Origin of the sequence: Aquimarina macrocephali JAMB N27 (assembly GCF_000520995.1) — a bacterium.
Lineage (GTDB): Bacteria > Bacteroidota > Bacteroidia > Flavobacteriales > Flavobacteriaceae > Aquimarina > Aquimarina macrocephali.
In genome coordinates, this window is record NZ_JACA01000050.1 from 17,386 (window position 1) to 42,396 (window position 25,011).

Annotated in this window: 17 protein-coding genes; 7 read left to right on the forward strand and 10 right to left on the reverse strand. The window is 32.0% G+C overall.

The genetic code is table 11. The features are described 5' to 3' along the window. Positions 1-5 precede the first annotated feature (5 nt). A complete protein-coding gene (locus Z054_RS0123205) occupies positions 6-2,144 on the reverse strand; it encodes a carboxy terminal-processing peptidase (RefSeq protein ID WP_024772414.1) in 2,139 nt (712 codons plus the stop codon). Between the two features lie 258 nt (positions 2,145-2,402). On the opposite strand from Z054_RS0123205, the gene surE reads away from it, so the two are divergent. From surE to lpxB, 3 genes are all read left to right on the forward strand, one after another. Continuing rightward, positions 2,403-3,185 carry a 5'/3'-nucleotidase SurE gene (gene surE, locus Z054_RS0123210; protein ID WP_024772415.1) on the forward strand — a complete coding sequence of 261 codons (783 nt, stop codon included), beginning with the start codon at positions 2,403-2,405 and terminating at the stop codon, positions 3,183-3,185. After that, positions 3,178-3,474, forward strand: a complete 297-nt coding sequence (locus tag Z054_RS0123215; RefSeq protein WP_024772416.1) for a hypothetical protein — start codon at positions 3,178-3,180, stop codon at positions 3,472-3,474. The genes surE and Z054_RS0123215 overlap by 8 nt, the downstream gene beginning before the upstream one ends. A gap of 217 nt (positions 3,475-3,691) precedes the next feature. After that, the gene (gene lpxB, locus Z054_RS0123220; protein WP_024772417.1) at positions 3,692-4,807 is read left to right on the forward strand and encodes a lipid-A-disaccharide synthase; all 1,116 of its coding nucleotides are present in this window, start codon (positions 3,692-3,694) and stop codon (positions 4,805-4,807) included. A gap of 4 nt (positions 4,808-4,811) precedes the next feature. Here lpxB and Z054_RS30535 read toward each other — a convergent pair whose 3' ends face one another. Next, positions 4,812-7,022 carry an ATP-binding protein gene (locus Z054_RS30535; protein ID WP_084050558.1) on the reverse strand — a complete coding sequence of 737 codons (2,211 nt, stop codon included), beginning with the start codon at positions 7,020-7,022 and terminating at the stop codon, positions 4,812-4,814. Positions 7,023-7,254: 232 nt separating this feature from the next. On the opposite strand from Z054_RS30535, the gene Z054_RS0123230 reads away from it, so the two are divergent. Together Z054_RS0123230 and Z054_RS0123235 are read left to right on the forward strand one after the other, a co-directional pair. Then, on the forward strand, positions 7,255-7,776 hold the full coding sequence (locus Z054_RS0123230) for a C40 family peptidase (protein WP_024772419.1): 522 nt from the start codon (positions 7,255-7,257) through the stop codon (positions 7,774-7,776). A 190-nt stretch (positions 7,777-7,966) separates the two neighbouring features. After that, positions 7,967-10,012: a ComEC/Rec2 family competence protein gene (locus tag Z054_RS0123235; protein WP_024772420.1), complete on the forward strand. Its 2,046-nt coding sequence runs from the start codon at positions 7,967-7,969 to the stop codon at positions 10,010-10,012. Positions 10,013-10,025: 13 nt separating this feature from the next. Here the strand turns inward: Z054_RS0123235 and Z054_RS0123240 are convergent, their stop codons facing one another. The 8 genes from Z054_RS0123240 to Z054_RS0123285 all read right to left on the reverse strand — a co-directional run bounded on the left by Z054_RS0123240 (position 10,026) and on the right by Z054_RS0123285 (position 22,151). After that, positions 10,026-11,297: a serine hydrolase domain-containing protein gene (locus tag Z054_RS0123240; protein ID WP_024772421.1), complete on the reverse strand. Its 1,272-nt coding sequence runs from the start codon at positions 11,295-11,297 to the stop codon at positions 10,026-10,028. Between the two features lie 677 nt (positions 11,298-11,974). Next, positions 11,975-13,078, reverse strand: coding sequence for an FAD-dependent oxidoreductase (locus Z054_RS29090; protein ID WP_024772422.1), 1,104 nt, complete (start codon positions 13,076-13,078; stop codon positions 11,975-11,977). Positions 13,079-13,099: 21 nt separating this feature from the next. After that, on the reverse strand, positions 13,100-14,230 hold the full coding sequence (locus tag Z054_RS0123250; protein ID WP_084050560.1) for a serine hydrolase domain-containing protein: 1,131 nt from the start codon (positions 14,228-14,230) through the stop codon (positions 13,100-13,102). Between the two features lie 96 nt (positions 14,231-14,326). After that, complete coding sequence (locus Z054_RS0123255; protein ID WP_024772424.1) at positions 14,327-15,436, reverse strand: helix-turn-helix domain-containing protein; 1,110 nt, start codon at positions 15,434-15,436, stop codon at positions 14,327-14,329. 934 nt (positions 15,437-16,370) lie between these two features. Beyond that, positions 16,371-16,910, reverse strand: coding sequence for a thioredoxin family protein (locus Z054_RS0123270; RefSeq protein ID WP_024772425.1), 540 nt, complete (start codon positions 16,908-16,910; stop codon positions 16,371-16,373). Positions 16,911-17,010: 100 nt separating this feature from the next. After that, complete coding sequence (locus Z054_RS0123275; RefSeq protein ID WP_024772426.1) at positions 17,011-18,561, reverse strand: peptide MFS transporter; 1,551 nt, start codon at positions 18,559-18,561, stop codon at positions 17,011-17,013. Between the two features lie 9 nt (positions 18,562-18,570). Further along, a complete protein-coding gene (locus tag Z054_RS0123280) occupies positions 18,571-19,962 on the reverse strand; it encodes a peptide MFS transporter (RefSeq protein ID WP_024772427.1) in 1,392 nt (463 codons plus the stop codon). Between the two features lie 17 nt (positions 19,963-19,979). Then, a complete protein-coding gene (locus tag Z054_RS0123285) occupies positions 19,980-22,151 on the reverse strand; it encodes a S9 family peptidase (protein WP_024772428.1) in 2,172 nt (723 codons plus the stop codon). A 383-nt stretch (positions 22,152-22,534) separates the two neighbouring features. On the opposite strand from Z054_RS0123285, the gene Z054_RS0123290 reads away from it, so the two are divergent. After that, positions 22,535-23,851 (forward strand): hydroxymethylglutaryl-CoA reductase, degradative, encoded by a 1,317-nt coding sequence (locus Z054_RS0123290; protein WP_024772429.1) that lies wholly within the window; start codon positions 22,535-22,537, stop codon positions 23,849-23,851. Next, on the forward strand, positions 23,852-24,775 hold the full coding sequence (locus Z054_RS0123295; RefSeq protein WP_024772430.1) for a GYDIA family GHMP kinase: 924 nt from the start codon (positions 23,852-23,854) through the stop codon (positions 24,773-24,775). It abuts the gene before it with no gap. Positions 24,776-25,011 lie beyond the last annotated feature (236 nt).

Consider the following 25,011-nt stretch of genomic DNA (forward strand, 5'->3'; position numbering starts at 1 on the left):
ATGTATTAATTCTTTACCGTAGTAAGTGGATTTTTAGATCTTCGAATGTTATTGATTTTCAAATCTTCAAGAACACTAATCGCCTCTTCTACATAAACATCTTTACTAAGGCTTTTATGCCATCTTTTTCTTTTCTCTGTTAGAATCGAATCCTTTTTCATCAATTCTTTTTCATAAGGTAAAGATTGAAAAGTTAAATTGGTCTTATAATCACTAATCGCATCAAAACGCTCTGCTTGTTTCTCGTTAAGTGCAATATTTAACTTATACTTACTAAACTGTAAAGAATATTTGTTTATATCTCTTTTTTGTCTAACCCACTTTGCATTTTCTTCAATTAATTTTAATTGATCATTTTTAGACATTCTTTCTTTACTATTATTGATTGTTTGATCAAAATCAATATAACCATCCCAAAGGTCATAATCAGCAGCAGCTATTTTATCCCATGGCAGCGGATTTTCCTGATCTTTTTCACCAATATCAATATAACTATAACGATCTGGAACTACAACATCACTTTTTACTCCTTCTAACTGTGTAGAACCTCCATTAACTCTATAAAATTTTTGAGTAGTAAGTTTTAAGGCTCCCAGATCTCCAAAATCATTACTGCGCATCCATCTATTAAGATCCATTACGTTTTGAACAGTTCCTTTACCATAAGTTTGCTTGCTTCCTATAATGATTGCTCTTTTATAGTCTTGCATCGCCGCAGCTAATATTTCTGAAGCAGAAGCAGATAATTCATTTACCAAAATAACTAATGGACCATCCCAAAGTATATTTCTGTCTTTATCACTTAAAACCTCTGGAGACTCTCCTTTTGTTCTAACTTGTACTATCGGACCTTTTTCTATAAATAGTCCTGCAATATCCACTACAGTTTGTAAAGAACCTCCTCCATTATCTCGTAAGTCAATTACCAGACCATCCATATCTTGTTCTTTAAGACGGATAATTTCTTGTTTTACATCTTTAGCAGCATTACGTTGATTATAATCTTGCATATTAAAATAAAACTTTGGTAAATTAACAATCCCAAATGTTTTATCATTCTTTTTAACTGTAGATGATTTTGCATAAGTCTCTTCGAGCTCTACAACATCTCTAACAATCTCTATAATCTCGATAGTACCATCAACCTTCTTTACTGTTAGCATTACCTTTGTGCCTTTTGGGCCCTTAATTAAACTTACAGCATCATCAAGTCGCATCCCTACAATACTTACAGGTTCCTCTTCATCTTCTTGCTTTACTTTCATGATAAGATCCCCTACTTCAACTTCATTACCTCTCCATGCAGGACCTCCAGAAATGATCTCTATTATTTTTACATTATCATTTTTCTTTTGTAATCTGGCTCCGATTCCTTCTAACTTTCCTGACATTGCAATATCAAATCTATCTTTGTCCTGAGGAGCAAAATAATAGGTATGAGGATCAAATTCTTCTACAATAGAATTGATATATATAGAAAACCAATCTTTTCGTTCTAAATCATCTGCAAATTCAAAATATTCTTTTAGTGAAGTTTTTGTGATTTCACGAGATTCTTTTTCTAAGACAATCGAAGTTTTACGGCTATAATTACTGTTTTTGGTAACAGAATCTATTTGCTCTTCAACTTTATCATAATAGCTGGATAATGCATTAAACTTAAGTTGCAATCTCCAACGATCTTTCATTTGACTTTTACTATCTACATAAGGTAAGTTTTCATAATTTGTATCGATACTTTCGTCTTTCTCGAAGTTAAAAGGTTGTTCCAAAATTTCTTTATGTAACGTTCTAGCCTCTGCCATTCGCTGTTGCAAACGATCATAAGTTAGATTAAAGAAAGTAATTTCTTTATTTCTGATTTCATCATCAATCAGTTTTTCAAACTTCCTAAATTCTTCAATATCACTTTTATAAAAATATCGTTTCAGAGGATCTAAGGCATCAACATAATCAGAGAAAACTTCCTTAGAAAAATCATCATTTATATCCTTTGCATCATAATGCCCTTTACCTAAGACATAACTTATTAAATCAATTAGTAATTTATCTTTATCAGGATCATTTTCAACCTTTGTGGTAAAACTGCAAGAAGCTGCCGAAACGATCACGGTAAGCATCAAAATCAAAAAACTCTTTTTCATACGCTCATTTAATTTAGGGATTCAAGGCAAAATACATTAAAAATCGTGCCAATAACACGTAATAATACTAAATTTTTCTTAAATGAGCTAATATTATTTCCTACTCTTTATTCTCATAAAATCCCATCTGTTCGTATTTATAGTTTTATAATTTTTCAATGAAATATTTATCATTACTAATTTAGTAGATATTGACTTTTTAGGAATTCTTATTTCGTATAAAAAAAGTGTATTTTTACAATCGTAAAATTTTAAGCTATGCCGCAAAAAAGACCACTGATTTTAGTCACTAATGACGATGGGGTTACTGCCCCGGGAATACGTGCACTTATAGATGTTATGAATGAAATTGGTGATGTTGTGGTAGTTGCTCCAGATAGTCCGCAAAGTGGAATGGGTCACGCTATAACAATTAATAGCACTCTCTATTGTGATCCTGTTGTTATTAATAAAAATGCTCCACAAAAGGAATATAGTTGTTCGGGGACTCCCGTAGATTGCGTAAAAATGGCATCCCGTGAAATCCTTGACAGGAAACCTGATTTATGCGTAAGTGGGATTAATCATGGCTCAAACTCAGCAATTAATGTAATCTACTCGGGTACAATGAGTGCCGCTGTCGAAGCAGGCATTGAAGGAATTCCTGCCATTGGGTTTTCATTACTTGATTATAGTATGGATGCAAATTTTGAGCCTTCGAAGAAATATGTAAAAATTATTGTAGAAAATGTCCTCAAAAACGGGTTACCAAAAGGAGTAGTTCTTAATGTGAATATTCCAAAATTAACCGAAGAAGACATAAAAGGTGTAAAAATTTGCCGCCAGGCGAATGCCCATTGGGTAGAAGAGTTTGACAAGAGAATAAACCCGATGGGACGAGAGTATTATTGGCTTTCTGGTGAATTTATTAACGAAGACAAAGGTGAAGACACTGATGAATGGGCACTACATCACGGCTACATCTCTATAGTACCTACTCAATTTGATCTTACTGCTCATCACTTTATACAAGAACTAAACAATTGGTCATTACATGATTAAAAAAGAGATTATTATTGGTTTTACAATCGGCTTATTTGTGAATGCTATAGGATTTATCTTGTGCGTATTTATTTTTTCTGCACTAAGCTCTCAGGGATTATCATTTACTGAAATGGTAAAAGCTTCTGCAGAGAATGATTCTTTAGGAAGCTTAATTGCTTTAGGAGCGATGCCTAATCTAATTGTTTTCTTTCTTTTTTTAAGAAAAAATAATATATATCGAGCTCGTGGCGTGCTTCTTGCTACGCTTATTGCGGCTATTTGTATTGCAATTAGTAAATTTGGATGATCTTAAAAACATAATATCATATTTTTTAGATAAAATCGGTAAAACAAATGTTAGTTTTCGATACTTCGGAAACGTTAAATTTGTAGTTGTTTGATATTTTATCTGCCCTTAAGAAAATTAAAAAACATGAAATGAGCATGCTAAAAGCTTTATCACTCCAAAACAATGATTAATAGCGAACAGCATGTGACTTTTGAAAAATAGTAAATATAAACACATGAAATACTACCTCATCGCGGGAGAAGCATCTGGGGATTTGCACGGTGCAAATCTTATGAAATCAATTCTTAAAGAGGATCCTCAAGCAGAATTCAGATTCTGGGGTGGAGATCTTATGCAGGCTGTTGATGGCTCGATGGTTAAACACTATAAAGATTTAGCATTTATGGGGTTTATAGAGGTTTTATTAAATTTGTTTACCATTCTTAAAAATCTAAAACTTTGTAAACGAGATATTACAAGTTTTCAACCAGATGCAATTGTTTTTATAGATTATCCGGGGTTTAATTTGCGTATTGCAGAATGGGCAAAAGAAAAAGGATTCAGGACACATTACTATATTTCTCCTCAGATATGGGCATGGAAAGAAGGAAGAATAAAATCTATCAAACGATGTGTTGATATGATGTACGTAATTCTACCGTTTGAAAAATCTTTTTATGAGGATAAACATGAATTTCCGGTTCAATTTGTAGGACATCCATTAATTGATGCTATTGCAGATCATAAGCAAATTATGCCCGAAAAATTTAAGGCTGAATATAATTTGGACGATCGCCCTATTATTGCCATACTTCCTGGAAGCAGAAAACAAGAAATTCGTAAAATGCTTGAGGTTATGCTTACTGTTGTAGATGATTTCCCTAATTACCAGTTTGTCATTGCAGGTGCACCAAGTCAGGAAACTTCTTTTTATGCTCCTTTTATTAAAAAACAAGGAGTTCACTTAATTATGAATCGAACATATGATTTATTAAGTCTTAGTAATGCTGCCTTAGTAACTTCGGGTACTGCGACTCTAGAGACCGCCTTATTTAAAGTGCCAGAAGTTGTATGCTATAAAGGGAGTTATATTTCTTATCAAATTGCAAAACGAATTATTAGCCTTGACTATATTTCTTTGGTAAACTTAATTATGGATAAACCAGTTGTATCCGAATTAATACAGAATGAATTTAATCCTAAAAGACTTAAGGAAGAACTTACGATAATAATTGATGATTATAAAAGAGCTGTTATGTTTTTGGATTATTATGATCTTGAAAAAAAACTTGGTGGTAGAGGTGCCAATGATAAAACCGCAAAATTAATTGTGGAATCTATAAAAAATTGATTTTCTATTTGTCACAACACACCATAATGGTTTCGTAAAGCAATTTTGGATCTACCGGCTTATTAAGAACAGTGTATATTCCTACTTCGTTAAATTTTTCTCTGTTTAGCTTTTCGGATATTGCCGTTAATGCAACTATTGGTATTCCTTTATCAAATTGTTTAATATATTTTGTTGCTTCAAAGCCATCCATTTTTGGCATCATAATATCCATCAAGATCATAGAATATTTATTTTTCTTAACCATATCTACTGCTTCTTTTCCATCATTAGCAGAATCACAGTAAAAGCCATAATTTGAAATTATTTTTTCTGTAATTAATTGATTTACCTTGTTATCTTCAACCAACAAAACATTAATACTCTCTAGCGATTCGTCATGACCATTTCCCGAGAAAGTATTTTTCTCTATTAGCTGTTCAGGAATATCAAATTTCATGGTAAACAAAACTGAAGTCCCTTTTCCTGGTTTTGATTTTAAAATAATATCACTTCCTTGTAATTTCAGTATTTTTTTTACGATCGACAACCCTAGTCCGGTACCTCCATATTTTCTATTGATTTTAACTGATCCCTGATGAAAAGCTTCAAAAGCCTTACTAATTTGCTTTTCAGACATACCTATACCGGTATCTCGGACAGAAAACTCTATTTCTGCTTTATTATCTATTTTCGAAACCAGTGAGGCTTCAATATAAATATCTCCGTTTCTCGTAAACTTTAAAGCATTATCCAATATATTCAAGAAGATTTGGGAAACTCTGAGGGCATCCCCTTTTAGATGACCAGAGATATCACTATCTATTTTTCTATGAATTTTATTGTTATTATCCTTCATTAACACAGAAGAATCTATTAAGTTATTCAATAATTCTCTTAGATCAAATTTCTCATTTTTCAGCTCTAATTTTCCTTTTTCAAGATCATTTAGATGAATTACATCGGCAATCAAATTCAATAAATAGTCACTAGATAAATTGATTAACTTCATTTGGTTTACCTGATGAGGTGTCAATTCTTCTTTTTGCAATAAAAATGTTGTTCCTTTTATTGTATTTAACGGAGTGAGAAGTTCATGAGTTACCGAATCCAAAAATTCTGATTTAGCTTCTAATGCTTCATCTACTTTTTGATTAGCTTCTACTAATTTTCCATAATTCTTTTGGAGCAATCTATTTATTTTAGTTTTATATAAAGAGACTCTGTATTGAATTATACTCATTAGAATTAATCCCAGAATAATTATTACACTTAACGAGATAATATAACCTCTATTTCTTAATTGCTCGGCTTTTAAGTCATTTTCTAGTTTTATCCTTTTATTTTCTTCTTCTTTCAGATTTAATTGATTGGATAATGCAAGTGTGGTACTTACTTCTCTTGTTCTTTGTGCATGGTACTCTAAAAGATTATTAAAGGATTGACTATAAAAAAGTGTTGCATTTTTATAGTCTCCAATCTTCTCATAATACAACCCCTTATTAGAATACAACCTTCCTTCAAAGTTTAAATCTCCAGAATAAGCAGATTTTTCCTTTTCAATAGTGTCAAAATAGAGTTCTGCTTTTTCAAATTCTTTTAAATTGATATAACTTTCTGTCAAAAACAGATTTAAATTCTTTCTTCTATCCTGTTTGACTCCTGTTTTTCTTATTGCATTTGTTGATTTTAGTGCATGTTCAATAGATTCATTCCATCTTTTTTCCTGCAAATACCTCACACTAAGGTTGTAATTAATATCAATCACATCTTTAGTTTTCCCATATTTCCTTAATAGCTGTTCTGCAATAAGATAAGCTTGATACCCTTCTTCTTTTTTTCCTTGCATAGATTTATGCACTCCAAGTCCTTCATAATACAATCCTAGCTGTCTTTTATTATCTATTAGTTTAATGATTTTTAGATTTTTGGCTAAATACTCTTCAACTCTAAGGGTATCTCGAGTACCAAGAAAAAAATCTATTTTCGTTCTATTAATCTGAATTTCAAGCAAGGGATCATTAACTTTTTTTATCAATTTTTCTGCGAGTTCTAAAAAATAGATCCCCTTTTCTTTCCCTTCCTTTGTTTGTGTTGAAAATGACTTTGAAGATTCTTCTAAAATTTCCCTTATACTATCAGAATTTATCTCTTTATCAGCAACTTGTGCTGTCAAAGAGACAATACCAAAATGTATTAAAAAACACATACTATATGGGAGCACCTTCAATTTCATCTGAAGAATATTAATAAGTATTTAACTAATAAGGTATTAAAATATATTGTCTTTTACTCTATAACCTTAGACAAATACCGCAAAACCCGTAATTCCAAGGTGTAAATAAATACTTTGTACTAGTACAAAGTATTTATTTATGGCAATAATAAAAATTGGAAGGTTCTTAAACAATATTAACTCTTGAAAATTTTAAGCAAAAACGTGTACTTTTGTTACAAACCCAAGTCTAATGAAAAGAGTAGTCTTTTATCTTTTAATTACTATAACTATAGTTTTAACCTCTTGTGGGAGTTCTTCTAAAAACAAAGCGGTTATAACTTCAAAAAATAAAACTAGCGTTAAGGTCAAAACAACCAGAAGCCCTAACTCCAAAAAAATTAAAAGCATTGTGAGTTATGCTAAAACTTTTGGTGGTACCCGATACAAATTTGGAGGTACTACAAAAAAAGGAATGGATTGTTCTGGCTTGGTATATACTTCATTTAAGAAAGAGAATATTGTCCTTCCGAGAACCTCCAGAACTATGGCTACCCAGGGCAAAGCTATATCATTAAAAAAGGTAATCGTTGGTGATTTACTTTTTTTTAAAACCAATAAAAGAAAAAATGTTATTTCTCATGTAGGGCTTGTCGTTGAAACCAAAGGAGTCATTAAGTTCATACATGCATCTACATCAAGAGGGGTTATTATATCTAGTCTTGATGAGAAATATTGGAACAAGTGCTTTGCTGGTGCCAGAAGAGTCTTATAACCCGCGTATTTACACTTCTATTTTACCGGGAAAATAATATATCCTCTTATAAATTCCTAAACAAGGTTGCTCCTACTTCCTTAATAATCCCAGTTCCGAAAAATGAAACTGGGGTCCCCTATCATTGTACTATGAACATTTTTGAGCAATTAATGATTACTCAAAATAACTTGTTACATAAGTCTCTAATGTGAAACTCATTAATATTCCATTTATAGTTATCACTATTTCGACCCTACTCGGTATACTTATAGGGCGCCATCTGACTATTGTTCCTAAAATTGTAGTATTAACTTTCTTAATCTCTATCTGTATACTTGGTGTTTCATGGAAACAATCAAAAAAGATATTCAGCAAAGGATATTCCTTTGTTATTATAATGGTTGTTGTTTTTATCATTTTTGGAATAGCTTTAGTCAAAATCCACAACCCAAAGAACTATTCTAGCCATTATAGCAATCATATTAATCCGAAAGTGCAACCATATGATATAGGAATTCAATTTTATATTAAAGAACGATTAAAGCCTTCATTCTACTATAATAAATACATTGTCTCTACCAAATTTGTAGATGACAAAGCAGCACATGGTAAAATATTACTTCAGGTCGCTAGAGATAGCTCACAAAACATTTTGGATATAGGCAACACTTACACCACATTCACAACGCTAAAACCTATTCCTCGTGCCTTAAACCCATACCAATTTGATTACTCAAAACATTTATATACTCAATATATATCACATAGGATCATTGTATTGCCTCATCAGCTTATTGATAATCATAAAATTGAATATTCACTAGGGTACTTAGCAAATCAAATTAGAAAAACCTGTACTTTAAAATTATCCAAATATGATTTTGACTCCACACAGTTATCTATTATCAATGCCCTGCTTTTGGGACAAAGGCAAGATATAAGTCAAGATACATTTGATGATTACCGAGATGCTGGTGCTATTCATATTTTGGCAGTATCGGGGCTTCATGTCGGAATCATTTTACTACTATTAAATTTCTTTTTAAAACCTCTTGACAGATATTATAAAAATGGAAAAATAATCAAATTAACTCTCACTATTTTATCGCTTTGGTGTTTTGCTATTATTGCAGGGTTATCCCCATCGGTACTTAGAGCAGTCACTATGTTTTCTTTTCTTGCCATAGGAATGCAAATTAGATCCAAAACAAGTATTTATAATTCATTGTTTATTTCTCTGTTTATATTAATCTGCTTTAACCCTTTACTATTGTTTTCGGTAGGGTTTCAATTAAGTTATTTAGCAGTTTTTGCGATAGCCTGGATACAACCCTTATTATTCAAAATATACCGGCCTAGGTTTTATCTTTCTAAAAAACTCTGGGAAACATTTACAGTTACTATAGCTGCTCAACTTGGACTGCTACCTCTTTCTCTTTTTTATTTTCATCAGTTTCCGCTTTTATTTTTTATCTCTAACCTCATTATTATTCCTTTTTTGGGAGGTATTCTCGGGTTTGGGATATTGGTTATTCTGCTCGCTTATCTAAATATTCTTCCTGAGTCTATAGCAGCTTTATTTGGTAATTGTATTGACATTATGAATACTATTATTGCATGGATAGCCGATCAAGAAAGTTTTGTTATTAAAAATATTCCTTTCTCGACCAGTATAGGTATTATCTTATATTTCATTATTATTCTTTCAACAATGCTGTTTAAAAAATATGAAAGAAGAAAATTTTATTGGTTAGGGATATCCATTATTATACTACTTTCAATTTTGATCTACGAAAAGCATACGGCATCAAATCTGGAAGAATTAATTGTATTTCATAACCAGCGTAACACTACTTTGGGGATCCTAGAAAACGAGCAATTGAGAATCTACAGTAAAGATACTATTGCTGTAAAAACACAACATTTCTTATTCGGTAACTATCTCACCAAAAATCAAGCTACTTTGGATACCGTTATGCGATTAAAAAACATTTACCAATATAAAAAACAAACTATTATGGTTATTGACAGCACTTCAATCTATCATATCAAAAGCTTTCAACCTGATATTATTATATTATCAGATTCTCCAAAAATTCACCTGGACAGAGTAATAGATAGCTTACATCCAAAACAAATCGTTGCAGATGCAAGTAACTATAAAAGCGATATCGATCAGTGGGAAATTAGTTGTAAAAAACAAGAAATCCCTTTTCATCGTACAGACAAAAAGGGAGCCTTTATATTAAAATAAGCTTTTAAAAATTTTATAGCAATACTAAAGATTCTTTTAGCAATTGATCGTTCTGAGTAGTCATTATCTCTTGTATCATTTTATAAATTGTAGGTATACAATTTTTGGCCATTTTATTTTGACTGTTAAAGAGTACACAGATTCCTAGATCTTCGTTAGGATAAATTGCAATCTCACTTCTATAGTTATTAACACTTCCTCCATGATGCACAATAGTACTTGACTCTTTGGTATCAGCGTCTACAAAAGAATGTACGCGCCATCCTAATCCGTAGAAAGATTTTGAATATCCAGGCCACTTCTGATAATACTGTCTTCTTCCTCCTACTTGTATTTTTGGACTAAATACTGTGCGCATTGTATTAGGCATCATAACTTCTGGATTATTTCCGAGCAAAAATTTCATCCACTTACCCATATCTGTTATACTTGCATTAATTCCTCCTGCAGCTATGGCATTATTATAATACTTTTTATTAATACGTTTAGAACGCCATCCATGTCGAATACGCTGATGTGGTTGTGCCACATTATCAGATTCTTTAAGAGCTTCATAACTTGCCGAAGCAGTAGTCATTTGTAGAGGTTTAAAAATCCTATTTTGAATAACTTCTCTCAAAGGTTTACCAGTAACTTGTTCTATTACCTTGCCACTTAACGCAAAAACAGCATTTTGATAGCTATATATATTACCCGGTTGTTCAATAGTACGTACCTCTTTAAATTTGCTTGCAATTCTTGTTATTGATAATCCATCTTCTACTAGATTGGTAAAACTATGATATGGTAAACCTGTAGTATGTGATAACACATGAGACAAGGTCACCTTTCTGGTTCGTTCTTTACTAGAAAGCTGAAAATCAGGAACATAATCTACAATTCTATCTTCCCAATTTAATAAGCCTTCTTCTACATGAATTCCCGTAAGTATACCTGCAAAACCTTTAGAAACCGAACCGATTCTAAAGATTGTTTCTTCATTGATTTTATCTTTTAAAGCTATATTCCTTTTACCATAACCATCTACATAAATAATAGAATCACATTTTACAATAGCCACTGCTGCTCCTACAATTTGATTCTGATTTATAGCTTTGTTAAAATACGCCTGGATAGAATCGGCCAATCGTTCTTTAAGTGAATTCGGGAAATAAACTTCTGTGGGTTGCGATATTTGAATAGCTTGAGGTTCTTGAGCTAATTCTGGTTGTTTAGCGGAAACAAAAGAAAAAAGTAACGCAATAAACAACATAGATGGGACAGCTATGACTAGTATTTTTTTCATAAGTAGGTTTACAATTCAAAAAAGAATAAATAAAATCAAAAAAGCAAATACAATCTGTAGAGTAGGTATTAAAATTGAATTAGGCTAGATTAGTTTTATTTTTATTTCTTGAATCAGATTTGGGTATTATTTTAGGTTTATTATTAACTAACGAATAGATCTTCAATTAATTGCACTACCCCTTTTTAGGGCTAACACTAAAGCACTTCGAATTGACTTAATTCTATGACTACAAAAGATAGTTACATACAAACTTAATCTCAAAATCATTCTTAATCTTTGAGTTTGAAAGAAAAATCCTTCACAAAAACAAAAAAACATTCTATTTGAATGTTATTGTGGTCAATTTACGATAAAAACACTAAAAAACAAGACAAAATACACAAATCTGCAAATAACACCATTTTCACTTTGAATTTACTTCCTTAAAACTCTCTTTTTCGCCTATGCTACAACCCTCGATTTATGTAAAAACAGGAGTTTTTAATGACTACTACATAAAACAAACTTGAAAATATTTTACAGTACCTCATATATAAGCCTTTAAGAGAAGTTAATAGGTAAGCGTAGTGGGCGCAGGGAACATAGTTAAAAAATGCGTACGCCAGTTCTCGACCCTACCTGTGAGATGTTTAGGGAGTGAAATCCCTCTTTTCTAACTCAACTGTAAGCAGTTTTTAATTTCCTATCTCTTCTATTGTATTTTTCGCTGACTGTGCAGCAGTATGTACGGAAACCCAATCTTCTCCATCTGTATATGCTCCTCCAGCAAAATATATTTTGTCAGCTACGGTTTCTCTAAGTTTTTTTACAGTTCTCCAATCTGCAAGATCTGTCATATAACCAGCTTTAATAAATGGCTCATCATTCCAATTTTGAGAAATATGCTTTACATAATTGGGAGTTGCTTGGTTGGAATAAATACCATCAAGTTCGTTTAAAATAAAGTCCTTCAGTTGATTGTCGGAAAGTGAAATATAGTCAATAGCAGGTTTCCCTACTGCAAACAAACCAAGAATATTCTTAGAAGTGTTCTGACCAAAAGCAGCATTGTAATATATTTTTTTTCCATCGCTTGAAGGAGTAATTTCAAATTCAAATTCGTTATTGTAAAAATTTTGAGAGAATTCGATAAATGCTTTAAAACCCTCCCAAATAGTTGTGCCATTTATTGCATCCTGTTTGTCTTGTGGTAAGGTCGGGATAAAACTAATATCTCCATCTTGAAGGATTTTAGTCGGAACTGAAACAATGACTTTATCAGCAATATACTGTCCTTTTTGTGTCGTAATTACAATTTGGATACCAGAATAATCAATAGATTGTACTATGGAATTGTAAACAATTTTGTTAGAAATAGAAGGTACGATATACTCTTCAAAAAAATTGAACCAAGAAGAATTGACAAATTTACGATCTGGATCATCTGGAATAGTTTCTACATTGACTTGTGTGGTAGAATCGTTTACTATTTCCTGAAAAATATTTGTATTTGTTTCCAGCCATTCTGCACCTAATGGTATAGGGAAATCCGCAAAATCGGTATTAATTTTCATTCTGCCTCCATAAATTGAAGTAGCTTCTAAAATCTCAAAATCAATTCCTTGTTGTTGTAATAAATATCCAGCGGAAAGTCCTCCAGCTCCAGCTCCAATAATTATTACTTTTCCTGAAAATTTTATGTTGTTTACATCATCTTTGTTACAGGAAGTTAATACAGTTTGAAATGGTAAACTCACTCCAAGAATTCCACACATTTTTATAAATTCTACTCTTGTCATCCTTTAGTTTTGTTTATGCTTTTATAATTTTAATCCGAATTTGTATGTTTCAATAAGTATTTCTTCCAAATTGACTTCGCCTTGATTTGTAAGGATTATAGCACCAATTTTTGTTACAGAATTAAATGCCATTATTGTTGCAACACCTTGTTCTCCACCATCGTGACCCCAAAGTTTATTTCCTGAATCCATTAGGAATAAATGCAATCCCATTTCATTATCTAATGAAGGAATTTGAAGTGTTGCCATTGAATTAACTGTGTCTGCATTTAATAATTGGTAACTGTTTGACAAACCACCTTGAACAAATGCGTTTAAAAATTTATGCAAATCTTTTCCTGTAGACCTTAGTCCTCCATTTGGATAATCGGAAAATGTATAATGCCGAATGGCTTCAAACTGACCATTTGTGTAATTGTATGGTTTAACAATTGTTTGAGATATTTCATCTAATCTCCAAAACGTACTATTCATATTCAATGGATTAAAAATATTTTGTTTGCAATAGGTATTAAAATCAATTCCACTAATCTGTTCTACCAATAGTCCTATTAGCGCATTTCCTTCATTAGAGTATTCGTGTTCTGTTCCTGGTTCAAAGGCATAAAAATTTTCAGTGGAATTATACCCTCCTCCTCCAGGAACTAAATAGTTTTCTAAGAAAAATGCTAAAGAAATTTGAGGGTCTTCTCCATAATAATACTGATTATCTAAAACACTTCCATCTGCAATTCCTGAAGTGTGTGTTAATAGCATTCGGAAGGTAATACTTGTTGAATGATTAGGAATATTTACATCAAAAGGCAGATAGTCGTTTATATTATCATCCAGAGAAAATAATCCATCATCGTACAGTTGCAAAAGTGCAGTTGCTGTAACCACTTTTGATATAGATGCTAATAGAAATAAATCGTTATTTGTTAATGCCGTGTTTTGTTCTAAATTAGATTTGCCTATATAGTTTTCATACAAAATGTTGTTCTCCTTAAAAATCAAAATAGACATAGCAGGAATTTTTTGAAAATCCATTTCTTCTTGAATATATTCTTCAAATTCATCTTTATTATTAATTTCAAAATCATCTTTGTTACAACTTTGAAATGAAACAAAAAGAAAAATTAGTATAAAGGAATTCATTATTATTATTTTCATTTTATATTTTTAATTGTTTATATCGCATCTAAACTTAAAACAAATTAAACAATAATTCTTTTGAATTATGAGGGTTTATCAATCCGAAAACGTGTTTTAGGACATTTCTTTAATATACTGAGAAGGTGTGATATCTGTTACTTTTTTGAAATTTGTATAAAAAGAAGACTTTGAATTAAAGCCAGCAGCTTCTCCAATGCCAACAATACTATATTTTGTTTGTTCATTATTTGCTAGCATATTTTTCACAGCTTCAACTCTATATTGATTGATGTATGAATAAAAATTTTGTTCTGAATTTTGATTAATTGCATTAGATATTTGCCGCTCTGGAATGTTCATTGCCTGAGAAAGTACCTTTAGATTTAAATTAGGATTTAAAAAAGGATGTTCGGTCTTCATGAAAGATTCTATTTTTACAAATACCGAATCCATTTCATGATTATTGGTGACTTCAGAATTATCAGTATCTATTTTATTTGGTTTTTGATAGCTTAAGTCGTGAAGTGGAATTTCAATTTCTAAATTTACTTGAAGTAACGCTCCAATTCCAATGTAAAATATTAAAGCTAATTCAATAATGGCATAAATTACATAAGATTGATTATCCGTATCTGGGCTATTAGAAAGTAAGTAAAACAGTGTGTAGTAAATTTCGTTGACAATAATGATGATACAAACCCATTTTAACCAGTTTAAGTACTTGTAATGAATTGTGGATTGAAATGCATATAGATTTCGGTTGTATAGCACTATCTTCTTAAGAATAATGATCTGTATAAAAATGGTATAGTTTATTGTTAGATAGTTGTATACTTCATCAAAATAATTGAGGAAGTTACTATTTGAATCAATAATGCTAAGTTTAGTAAGGAGAAGTATAAAACAAAGAGTTCCAAATTCAAGAATTCCAGGGAGAAAATTGAGTATTACTTTTTTGCAAGAATTTGCTGTTCCTATAATTTTACTGTTAATGTGTAAAAGAATAAGATTAGGAAGCAACAAAAAGAATTTAAACGGATATAGTAAATGGAATTCGATCTCAATATAATCACCATAAGATTCATTGGTAATAGCCAAAGAAAGGAAAAGTAAAAATAATGCTATATATTTGGAATCACGTTTTCCATTCCGTTTTAAGATTAATAAAACAAATCCAGTAACGACTCCCTGAGCTATTGCGATATTATGTATTAAATCAATCAAATATTAGTCTTTGCTCGTATGTTGGTGTTTTTCCTAATTGACTCTTAGTGTATTTTCCTGTACTAAGTTTGTCTGTTTTTTTAATTTTTAGACATCCTTTTAGGGTGTTCCACGACCACAACTGCTTACAACGATTTGTAGTCAAGTAGACAAAGGTGGATTCACCCCCAAGCCTCTCCCTGAATCGTACGTGACAGTCGCCTGTCACGACTCTTGCTGTTAAACTCGAAGTAATAGATGTTTATTTTTAAAAGGAAATACTTCTTAAAAACACTTATTTTGCAGAATAGGATTAGGAAGCAAACAATTTATAATTAAAGACCTATTACTTCGAGGTTAATATACAAATCTAATGTATTAAATTACCTGACAAAACCCATTTGCCAATGATAAAATAAATTAGAAAATTGTTCCTGTACTCTTTTAAACCATCGATAAGTACGTTTCATACTGGTTTTATAGCGTTTTATACCGTTACCTTGCCCATCTAACTAAGCGATTGTTGAGTAACTTAAATACTCTATCTAACATCGATGGTCTGAATTTACAGCAGTAACTTATCCACACCCCAAATCATCAGGTTCTGGACTTACTACATTTGACATAAGGAGGTTATTTTATCTGTTGGAAGGGAGTTTTTCTCTCTCGATTTAGAGAGAATGATAATAAAAACAGCAACCTTTATTATTCTTGACAAAGAATAAAGGTGTTAAAACTTTGGTTTATTAGTTGAATTATCAGGTAAATTTTGATCTATTTTTGTACTTTAATAATATATTTAACTGATTATCAGCTCTATTTATTTTCTTTTCCAGTAAACTAAATGCACAACTGGTATACAAGTGTTTTTTATAGTTAACTACATTTAAAAAAAAACTTCCTTTTTTGATCATGTGATCAAAAAAGGAAGTCTTAAAAAGTATAGTAATTTATATTAATTTTCGAAAGTACTTACAAAGGACTGTTCATATTTCTGCCATGCATCTGCACTAGTTAGCTTTTTATAATCATTATTATTGATCATCTTAAGGTATATCTCTAATTGTTGTGGCGTTTTATACCCTACCACAGGAGCAATAAGATTTCCTTTTTCATCAAAAAATACCATACTAGGATATCCAGTTATTTTGAGCGCATTCGCAAAAAAATGTTGACTATTTCTACCTTTCCTATCCGGATTATAATTTGGATTGGTATAGGTAAAATCATTGTATTTTACTTCTTCTGTTCCTTCTGCATTAAACTTTACTGCATAGTAGTTCTTATTTACATAGGAAACTACGTCTTTATTATGAAAAGTTCTTTTGTCCAGAAGTTTACAAGGTCCACACCAATCTGTATATACATCCATGAAAATCTTTCTAGGTTCTTTTTTCTGAGCCTCTAAAGCATCATTCATAGACATCCATTTGATTTCTTGTGCTTGAGCATAACAGCATAATAGAAATCCAAAAATAAAAAGTAGGTTTTTCATAAATCCAAAATTTTTATAACTACTCGGAAACAAAAATCATTCCTTATTAAAAATTCATTTGCCTTTGGGAAGCAAGTAAAGTTATATATTTTATTACATACTAATGCACTCCATGCATCATTTTCTTCATTTTTGAAGTAATTAAAATCAATATTACTCCAACAGTTATCGGAACTATAGTAAAGATCAAAAAGAAAGCTGACATCGAGTAGTTATTAACAATTACATCAATATAACTTCCTACAAAACCAGCTAATTTATTACCAATAGCAATGGCCAGATACCATAGACCAAACATTATTCCTATTTTTTTTGCTGGTACTAATTTTGAAACATAGGATAATCCTACCGGAGATAAACATAATTCACCCATAGTATGCAGTAAGTAAGCCACAACCAACCATACTAAACTAACGGATGCAGTTTTTGCTCCTTGAGGAATCGATGCAGAACCCCATGCTAGCATTCCGAATCCTACACCTAATAATATCATTCCTAATCCAAATTTCACAGTGGCAGAAGGGTTATATTTACTTTCCCATACTTTAGAAAATAAAGGTGCTAGAGTAATAATAAATAATGAGTTCAAAATCAAAAACCAGGAAGCCGGAATTTCGGTTGTTTCCTGTGGAAGAATTACAGAAAGTTTCCATAATGCAATTGCCCATACACTTAAGAAGCTTATCCCTAAAACAATATTGGATAATGATATTTTTTTAAACGTTTGTGCAAACAGTTTAAATAAAACCCAAGTGATAACTCCTAAAGGCACAATCGTTATTAATGTGTCTACTATTTTAAATATTGATGCAGAACTTCCACTTAATACACGTTGCGTAAATTTATTTGCAAAAATAGTCATAGATCCACTGGCTTGTTCAAAAGATGCCCAGAAGAATACTACAAAAAATGCTAAGACCCCTACAACAATGTAACGGTCTCTTTGTACATGAGCAGGCACTTTTTCTTCAACTTCATCTGGTATGTTTTCAATAGCATCTGATAAATCTACTTTTTTGGATGGTGCTACTCCTACATTCTCAAAAATACTTCTACCAAACCAAAATTGCAGCATTCCCAGCATCATAAAAATACCAGCCAAACCAAATCCCCATGCCCAACTTAAGTTCTCACCTAAGAAACCACAAAGTAAAACACCAATAAAACCACCAGAGTTTACACCCATATAAAAAATGGTAAAAGCTCCATCTTTCCTTTCGGGAAACTTATCATACAGACCACTAACAATCGATGTAATATTTGGTTTAAATAAACCATTACCTATGATTAAAAGTCCTACACCTATATACAGTGTAGTTTCTGTTTCTAATGCCATTGCAGCATGCCCCAGCGTCATTACCAGAGCACCTAGTGCAACTGCTTTTTGATATCCTGTAAATTTATCGGCAATCCACCCTCCTATAACGGGGGTTACGTAAACTAAAGAAGTATATGTTCCTAAAAGAGCCAGTGCTCTTTCATTAGACCATTCCCAACCTCCATCTGCAAAAGTAGAGGTTAAAAATAACACAAAAATTGCGCGCATTCCGTAGTACGAAAAGCGTTCCCACATTTCTGTGAAGAATAATACATATAATGCGGGTTTATGACCTAATAGACTAAAGTCATTTGAATCGTCTTGAACCGTCATGATATTATTTTATGAGTTATCTGCTAATTCAAAACCTTCAGCTTCTTCATGTATAGTTCCTTCTCTATCTTCAACACCATGTGTTAGAACTTCTAATTTTTTTCTAAAAATCATAACGAGTAATCCAAAGATCACACAAAAAACGGCTATTCCTGTAAAAATGGTAAACTCTCCAAGGTTTTCTGCAGATTCTCCTAATAAACCAGCCAGCTTATTTCCAAAACCAGTCATTGCAAAATATACCCCCATCATTAATGCTCCATATTTAACCGGAGCCAATTTTGTAATAAACGACAATGCCACAGGTGATATACATAGTTCTCCAATAGTATGAAATAAATATGCTAATACTAACCAATACATTGCAGAAGATCCATCAGAGTTAAACTCCATAGATGCAGCTGTCATGAAAAAGAATCCGGTTCCCATAATAATAAGCCCTATAATCATCTTAAATAAAGAACTTGAAACTTTTCCTTTTAGTTTTCTATTCGCCCAGTACCAAGCTATAGTGGTTCCCAAGAAAATTATAAACATGGCATTTAGAGATTGAAACCATGAAGCAGGAACTTCCCAACCCATTAGCATTCTATTTGTTTTTTCTTTGGCGTAGATATTCATTAATCCTCCTGCTTGCTCAAAAGCTCCCCAAAAAACGATCACTAAAAGAAATGAAATAAACAAGACAACAATCCTATCTTTTTCGATCTTAGTTAATGGTTTTTTCATTGCTTCTTTATCTTCTTCTTTTTCAGAAGCTCCTAAAAAGTTACCTACTTCCCCAAGGTATTTTTGACCTAGTAGGTATTGTAATAATCCCAATGCCATTCCTATTCCTGCAAGACCAAAACCGTAATGCCATCCATGTACTTCTCCTACATATCCAACTATTAAACTTGATAAAAATGCGCCAACATTAATTCCTATATAAAAAATAGTAAATCCTTTATCTCTTCGTATATCTCCTTGTTTATACAAACCTCCTACCATAGTCGAAATATTAGGTTTTAGCATTCCTACTCCTGCTATGATTAAGCCAAGACCAGAATACCAGGCCCACATTTCTTCAACAGCCAAAATACTGTGTCCTGCAACCAATAAAATCCCTCCGACTAAAACTGATTTTTTTTGTCCCAGAAATTTATCTGCAATCCATCCTCCAGGAATTGATGCTACATAAACCAACATCGTATACCATCCATACAGTGCTAAAGCTTCTCCAGATGACCAGCCTAAACCTGCATTTTCATCCACGGTTTTAGCTGTTAGATATAACACAAAAATTGCTCTCATACCATAGTATGAAAAGCGTTCCCACATTTCTGTGAAAAATAAAATGTATAATCCCACCGGATGCCCAAAAAGCTCTTTCTGATGAGCTGCTTTAACTGTATTTGCCATTGTGTTTGTTTAATTAATTATAAGTTGTTTTTAATGAAGTTAGTCATCTTATTATATAAATGTAATCTAGTATTACCACCGTAAATTCCATGGTTTTTATCGGGATAAATTGCCCAATCAAAATCTTTATTTGCTTGTATCAATGCTTCAACCAATTGCATTGTATTTTGAACATGCACATTATCATCTGCACTACCATGTACTAATAAGAATTTTCCTTTTAATCCATTCACAAAATTAATAGGCGAATTATCGTCATATCCTTTTGCATTCTCCTGAGGAGTCATCAAATATCGTTCCGTATAAATGGTATCATAAAATCTCCAACTCGTAACCGGAGCCACAGCAATTGCCATTTTAAAAGTATCCGGAGCTTTAAACAAACAATTACTAGACATAAAACCTCCGTAACTCCATCCCCAGATCCCAATTCGGGATGCATCTATATACTCTAATGCTCCAAAATGCTTTGCAGCAGCAACCTGATCCAGAACCTCTAGATTTCCTAGATCATTTTGAGTAGCTTTTTTAAACTTGGCGCCTTTTAAGCCAGTTCCTTTACCATCAACACAAACAACAATATATCCCTGTTGTGCCAACATCATATACCAATAATCATTTGCTCTATGCCAGGAATTCTTTACCGATTGAGATCCTGGTCCAGAATACTGATACATAAACAATGGATATTTTTTCTTTGGATCAAAATCTTTGGGCTTGATCATCCAGGTATTTAATTGTTCTCCATTAACTTCTATAGTAGAAAACTCCTTTGGTCTTACATCGTATTTTGCCAGTTTCTCTAGCAGCCCTTTGTTATTCTTGATTTCACGAACAACTTTTCCTGTCTTGCCATCATTTAGCGAATACTCATAAGGAGTAGTCGCATTAGAAAAGTAATTAATATATAAACTAAAATCTGCACTAAAGTCTGCATCATTAGTTCCATCTTTTTGACTTAATCGCTTTTTATCTTTTCCATCCAAAGTAACACTATAAATATCTCTATTGATACTTCCGTTCTCTACACTTTGATAGTATATAGTTTTATTCTTTTTATTATAACCATAATAACTAGTTACTTCCCAAGGTCCTTTGGTAACCTGATTTACCAATTCACCAGTTGCTGCGTGATGATATATATGATTATATCCATCTTTTTCGCTAGTCCATATAAAGCTATTATCGTCTAAGAATGTAAGATTATCTGTAATATCTATATAAGCATCATCTTTTTCGTTAAGTACAACTTTTGCAGCTTTGGTCTTGGCGTCTACAAAAATTAAATCCAGATTATTTTGATGCCTGTTCATTACCTGTACGCTCAAAATATCTGGATTTGCTGTCCATTTTATTCTAGGGATATAAAAATCTTTATAATCGCCTAGTTTAATTTGATCTAATGCCATTGCACTAATATCTGCTACATACAGGGAGACTTTTGCATTCTTCTCTCCTGCTTTAGGGTATTTAAAAACCTCTTGTTTTTGATATAAATCTTTACCATAAACATCCATAGAAAACTCAGGCACTTCTCTTTCATCAAATCGCAAAAATGCAATTTTGTTACTATCCGCACTCCAATCAAAGGCTCTAACAAACGAAAACTCTTCTTCATACACCCAATCTGTAATCCCGTTGATTATTTCATTTTTCTTACCATCATCTGTTAATTGCACTTCCTGTCCGGTCACAAAATTTAGCATATAAATATTATTATCCAGAATGTATGCTATCTTATTTCCATCTGGAGATAACATAGGAGATTGTATTTTTTTATCACTGACTTTAAAAATACCTTTAGAAGGAACATCATAAACATGATAAATCCCTTTTGAAGAACGACGATATATCTGCTCTAGCCCACTAGAAAGTAAAACTCTATTTTCATCTTTACTAAAAGAATATCCTTGAAACGTAGATAGGTCATCAATAGAAGCAGTACTTATTAAGGTTCTTACTTTTTCACCAGTTTCATATGAATAGACCTCAATATTAATTGCTCCAGAAACCGCATCCTTTTCTATAACCGAATATTCGATCCCATTCTTCATAGAATGCAATGATTGCAGCCCTTCTGTTCTGAAAGTTCCCCCCAAAATTTCCTGTAAAGTAAAAGCTTTGTCTTGTGCTGATGTTACAAGCCCTATAAAAATTGTAATCGTAAAAAACAATTTTGTAATTTTCATATGATATAATTTTAAAAATTGTTGACGCCAAGAATACTCAAAAATCCGTGAAAAATACAACAATTGCTGTTAAATACAATAAAATCATAAAATCATACGTGTTTTTTTTATCATATTATCAATAACATCTAGAGTTTTGCCTGCTTATTTCATTATTTGCAAACAAGTATATTTACGCAATTACTAACCAACACAAAGCTCATAAAACAATCATTTACACCTGTTTATTGTCTAAAATATTAATCTTAAAAAATCTCTATTTCTCAATTTCATATCTAAATCAACACATCTAGAGTAATGCTTTTGATATATCAAAAATCATTTCCCTATGTGTATGACAAAACAGAATAGTATATTTGAAGCCACTAATAACAACAAACATAATGGCACCTGTAGTTTCTGGGTTTTCTAAACTCTCTAAAGCTGATAAAATCAAATGGTTAGCAAAACACCATTTTAATGATGATCAAAATGCAGTAGACACTTTAGTAACCTATTGGAATTCTGATGAGGGACTTCAACAGCTTCATGATGAATTCACCGAAAACACTATTTCTAATTATTACCTGCCTTTTTCGGTAGCACCAAATTTTCTTATTAATGATAAGCGGTATACGCTGCCTATGACCATCGAAGAAAGTTCTGTGGTTGCTGCAGCAAGTAAAGCTGCTAAATTTTGGCAAACACGTGGTGGTTTTAAAGCCGAAGTGCTATCAACTATAAAAGTTGGACAGGTGCATTTTACATATGTCGGAAACTCTGAAAAACTGCAACAATTTTTCTCTATAGTTAAATCCAAGCTATTAACATCTGCATCCCATATAACTAAGAATATGGAAAAACGAGGTGGTGGAGTAATTGATATAGAGCTTCGTGACAAAACAACAGAAATTGACAACTATTACCAATTGCATTGCACTTTTGAGACGGTTGATGCTATGGGAGCTAATTTTATTAACTCCTGTCTGGAACAGTTTGCAAAAACAATGGTTACAGAAGCAAAAGAATATCATAGTTTTTCTACTCCCGAAAAAGATATTGAGATTATTATGAGTATTCTCTCCAATTATGTTCCGCAGTGTTTGGTAAAAGCATCTGTATCTTGTGACATAAAGGATTTACCTAGCACTACATCGCTTTCTTCTCTGCAATATGCCAAAAAATTTGTGAGAGCAGTACGTATTGCCGAAGTTGAACCTTACCGTGCAGTAACACACAATAAAGGAATCATGAATGGTATCGATGCAGTAGTATTAGCTACAGGGAATGATTTTAGAGCAATCGAAGCAGGAGCACATGCTTATGCATCAAGAAATGGAAAATACACCAGTCTTACTCACGCAGAAATACAAAATGATATTTTCACTTTCTCTATTAAATTACCTCTTGCACTAGGTACTGTTGGTGGCTTAACTTCACTTCACCCTTTAGTAAAATTGGCATTGCAGCTTCTTGAAAAACCTAATGCCAAAAAATTAATGGAAATAACAGCTGTAGCAGGACTTGCTCAAAATTTTGCAGCCATAAATTCATTAATTACAACAGGAATCCAACAAGGACACATGAAAATGCACCTGATGAATATCCTTAATCAATTTAAAGCTACAGAAGGCGAAAAAAAACAGCTTATAAAATATTTTGAAACAAATGCTGTTACCCATAATGAAGTAGTAACACAAATTGAAAAACTAAGGGCTTAAATGAAAAAATCCTTTTATAGTCATGGTAAATTATTGCTTACAGCCGAATATTTGGTATTGGATGGAGCATATGCCTTAGCCATACCTACCAAAAAAGGACAATGGTTGTTAATTGAAGAAAGTGATGCCTCTGAAATTATATGGAAAAGCTTTGATGAAGAAGGAAACTGCTGGTTTGAGACTAATTTAATCTTAGAAGATAACACCTTTAAGTCAACTCAGGATAATATTAAAGAAAATAACATCTCTACTATTCTTATTGACATTCTTACTGCCGCAAAAGAATTAAATCCTAATTTTCTTTCCCCTGAAAAAGGATATCGTATAGAAAGCAGATTAGAGTTTCATAGACAGTGGGGACTTGGATCTTCTTCTACATTAATTAACAACATTGCACAGTGGGCAAAAGTAGATGCTTTTGCTTTACTTGAAAAAAGCTTTGGAGGTAGTGGATATGATATCGCATGTGCACAGCATGACTCTCCTATTTTATACAAACGTAATGAAGGTAATCCTACAGTAAAAACTGCTAATTTTGACCCTCCTTTTAAAGAAAATATTTTTTTTGTCTACCTAAATCAAAAACAGGATAGTAAAGCTTCTATTAAACACTATCAGGCATTACCTTTAAAAGATTTTGATAATGCAGAAGTAGCGGTGAATGAAATTACTTCTAAAATATTGGATTGTTCTACTCTAGAGGAGTTTAATACACTAATAGATTTGCACGAAGAAATTATTTCTAAAATCATTAAAACTCCCACAGTAAAGTCTACCTTATTCTCTGATTATCCAGGTAGTATTAAAAGTCTTGGCGGCTGGGGAGGTGATTTTGTTTTGGTTACCGGAAATTCTTCAGAAATGGAATACTTTAAGAAAAAAGGATACCATACAATTATTCATTATGATAAGATGGCGCTATAGTTATTCCTAATAACCAAACGAACATCTACTTATTCCCAAAAACCATAATATTTTAATTGATTTACCGATTTTTTTTATTGGTCAAGACTTCTCACATGTAAATTATTCCTTAAAAAAAACGCTATAGTGGCATTACGTAAAACTATAACTATCTCTTAATCTACATAGACATCAGCAAAAAACATAAATTAATTTCTCTTTTTTTACGAGTTACAATCAGCTGATTATCAAAAAAA